Raw genomic sequence first — 4,050 nt, forward strand, 5'->3', positions numbered from 1 at the left:
GATGTATTGTCGCTGCCACTGTCTTCACCGCCTTCATCCTCACACACCGGATCCTGCTGACCACCGTAGCTAAACGTCTCCACTTCTTTATTCAGGCTTTCGATCTGGCTGACAAAACCATCGATATCAGATTTACAAAATCTGTTACTTGAAATATTGACTACAGAAAACGGATCCCTGCCATTCTTCACCGCTTCTACAATGGAGGGATCAATCGGACCGGAAAAATTATTGCCCTGGAACCACAGCCGTGATAATTTACTGTTATTCGTATGCAAAGCCGGCAGCGGACCTGTAAAGTTATTAGCTGTTGCCCGGATATACCGAAGCTGGTAGGCGTGGCTCATATCCGGAAACTCTCCCTCCAGATTGTTCCAGCCCAAACCAAAGTTAATGAGCCTTGAAGCAGAGGACATATCGGGCAGGATGCCTGACAAATTGTTTCCATCCAATGTTAATACCGTGAGATTTGTCTTAATCGGAGGGATACTCCCGGTTAAGTTGTTCCATTCCAACGTCACTGTATGCAGCCTTGAAAGACTGCCGTCAAGCAATGCAGGCGGTATGCTTCCTGTTAGTTCATTTCTGCCAAACATTAGCACTCTTAGATTGACCATCTTCCCAACGGATGACGGTATCTCACCCGGTATTTGATTTTCTCCCAGCCGAACATACTCAGCATTGGTCCAGCCTCCAAAAATATCCGGTAACGGTTCCGATAGCTTGTTATAATGCAAATGCAGATGTCGCATTTTTGTCAGGTTGGCAAATGATGCAGGAACTCCTCCCGAGTGAAGATTCCTTTGCAAAGATAGAAACCACAGCTCTTTAAGATCACCAATCTCTTCCGGTACCGGAGTATTTTCAAAATTTGGCTGGTTTGCGATCTCAAGTACCTGAAGGTTTACCAGGTGACCGATATAAGGAATAGAACCACTAAAAGAATTTGTAGCTTCGTTCTTTTTACCCGGGTACGTGTCGCTTGAGTAATTTGGATCCTTTTGCTCAACACCGGACAAAAGCAGCCATTCAAGACTCTTTAAGTTATCTATGGATCCCGGAATTTCTCCCGTCAGCTCATTTTGTTTTGTATTTAAATACGTTAACTGGCTTAAATTCCGAATGCTTTCCGGGAGGTGTCCGCTTAAATTGTTTGAATACATATCCAGGCGAATCACACGACCATTGCCGTCAACCTGAACCCCATACCAGTCGCTGGATGGATCTCCATTCAGCCAGCCGGAATTGTCGTCCCAATTGTCACCATCGGTTGCATGGTACAGATCTACCAGCGCCTGCCGGTCACCCTCCACACTGTCCAAATCCTGGGCAAGAACACCTTCTATACCACACATACCAAGCAATACCGCTAATAGTAAACCGATCCTTTTTGTCTTCATATCTAAGCTATTCCTGTACTTCTTTTAACTTTAAAATTCGCTTTTAAACTTCGGGGAACGTATCCATTATCTACAAGACCAAAAATGGACTGGGTTGTTACATTAAATATTAATTTTATCTAATATTTAATGTTTTAACTTACCATTTTATCGCGCGAAGGGCAGAACTCCTGAAGATAATTATTAGATTTTCTTAATATTTAGATGAAAATAGCAGAATCTACTTACACAGATAATCCACTGAATCACCTACAAGTTTTTCGTAGTCTACCCATAAGGATCGTTACACACTTTCAGGTCGAAGAGATCCACTTGGAATTTTTTATAAGATGAGAAACGGGTTGGATACTTTGATGACTCCGTGGATACGGGTGTCCATTTTATAAGCCCCACGTTTTACCGAAAGCATCCACGGGGCAACTCAGGGCTGACATTACCCATGTAATCACATTTTTTAAGATTATATCTTTTCCAAGGTTATGCACTAAACATCGTAGGTGATTTGCAAAATGTACTGTCAACTTTGAAGGATTACCTGTTCATTTTGTCTTAAAACAAAACGAACCCCCGTATAATGGATTCCTTCGGCATGCATACTTTCTTCTTTTAGTCCCGCTCCCGCGGGGTGGCGGTCCAGCTGACCCTTCGGGGAAAGTATGGGGAGAAAACGCCACGTTAGACATCTGTACATTGGTAGTTGTAGAAATGTAGTCTGCCCCTCAGCTTTCTATGATAATTACAGTTACCTCTTAACTGGGTGTCCCAGTGCAGAAGTCAGGAAAAACCATCGGGAGGTATTTCATGAAAGGATTCAGACCGAATCTGATGATTACCGTCAGGAATCAAATCAACACTGGGAGATCAGAGGGGAGGCACGTGTCGTCGCTCCACACCCGATGAACACCGGGGTGCCGGTCAACCGGTGACAGATGATTAGTAAAATTTTTAGACTTTACACTTTAAGGAGCCCTTTAGTTCATACCCCAAATATAGAAACTCCATAGTGAATTACACCCTGCCTTTTCACCCCTCCAAGCGGCGTGTCTTTTGCTGTAGGGAGGGGTGATAGTGAGGGACAGGTCTCACTATTTCACAAGCGTCATTTTTCTGGTGTAGACTTGCGTGTTGGTAATAAACCTGTAAAAATAGACGCCACTGGCCAGGGAGCCGGCATCGAATGTTGCCGTATGGCTGCCCGCCTGTTTTAACCCATCCGCAAGGACCGCTACTTGTCGCCCGGCCATATCATAAACTTTCAGTGATACGGTTTGTATATCCGAAAGCGTATACTCGATCTGTGTGGTGGGATTGAAGGGGTTGGGATAGTTCTGATTGAGTCCTGTTTGGACCGGCAGGGGTTCAGGTTCCGGCGTTGCGTCACTTGCCGGAGATTCCGGCGCAGATGCATTCGCCATCTGAGCTGTTTTATTGTTACTTATGGCCCCGCAAATTGGCTCATTCTGGTTGTGATAATTGAATTCACTAACCTTATCCAAAGCATTAATATCTTTTTTCAGATTTTTCAAATCTTCCTGGCAAAACCGGTTGTTTGAGATATTTACTATAAAAAACGGATCCCTGCCATTCTTCACCGCTTCCGCAATGGAGGGATCAATCGGACCGGAAAAATTATTGCCCTGGAACCACAGCCGTGATAATTTACTGTTATTCGTATGCAAAGCCGGCAGCGGACCTGTAAAGTTATTAGCTGTTGCCCGGATATACCGAAGCTGGTAGGCGTGGCTCATATCCGGAAACTCTCCCTCCAGATTGTTCCAGCCCAAACCAAAGTTAATGAGCCTTGAAGCAGAGGACATATCGGGCAGGATGCCTGACAAATTGTTTCCATCCAATGTTAATACCGTGAGATTTGTCTTAATCGGAGGGATACTCCCGGTTAAGTTGTTCCATTCCAACGTCACTGTATGCAGCCTTGAAAGACTGCCGTCAAGCAATGCAGGCGGTATGCTTCCTGTTAGTTCATTTCTGCCAAACATTAGCACTCTTAGATTGACCATCTTCCCAACGGATGACGGTATCTCACCCGGTATTTGATTTTCTCCCAGCCGAACATACTCAGCATTGGTCCAGCCTCCAAAAATATCCGGTAACGGTTCCGATAGCTTGTTATAATGCAAATGCAGATGTCGCATTTTTGTCAGGTTGGCAAATGATGCAGGAACTCCTCCCGAGTGAAGATTCCTTTGCAAAGATAGAAACCACAGCTCTTTAAGATCACCAATCTCTTCCGGTACCGGAGTATTTTCAAAATTTGGCTGGTTTGCGATCTCAAGTACCTGAAGGTTTACCAGGTGACCGATATAAGGAATAGAACCACTAAAAGAATTTGTAGCTTCGTTCTTTTTACCCGGGTACGTGTCGCTTGAGTAATTTGGATCCTTTTGCTCAACACCGGACAAAAGCAGCCATTCAAGACTCTTTAAGTTATCTATGGATCCCGGAATTTCTCCCGTCAGCTCATTTTGTTTTGTATTTAAATACGTTAACTGGCTTAAATTCCGAATGCTTTCCGGGAGGTGTCCGCTTAAATTGTTTGAATACATATCCAGGCGAATCACACGACCATTGCCGTCAACCTGAACCCCATACCAGTCGCTGGATGGATCTCCATTCAGCCAGCCGGAATTGT

General features: G+C 44.5%; 1 protein-coding gene and 1 pseudogene. Both read right to left on the reverse strand.

The features are described 5' to 3' along the window. Positions 1–1,400, reverse strand: a pseudogene (locus tag AABW11_RS19885) (hypothetical protein); the annotation flags it as partial. A 1,085-nt stretch (positions 1,401–2,485) separates the two neighbouring features. After that, positions 2,486–4,050 (reverse strand): T9SS type A sorting domain-containing protein (locus AABW11_RS19890; protein WP_340107081.1); only part of this gene is annotated, 1,565 nt, incomplete at its 5' end.

This window comes from Rhodohalobacter sp. 8-1 (genome assembly GCF_038150125.1).
In the GTDB taxonomy this organism is placed as follows: Bacteria; Bacteroidota; Rhodothermia; order Balneolales; family Balneolaceae; genus SW132.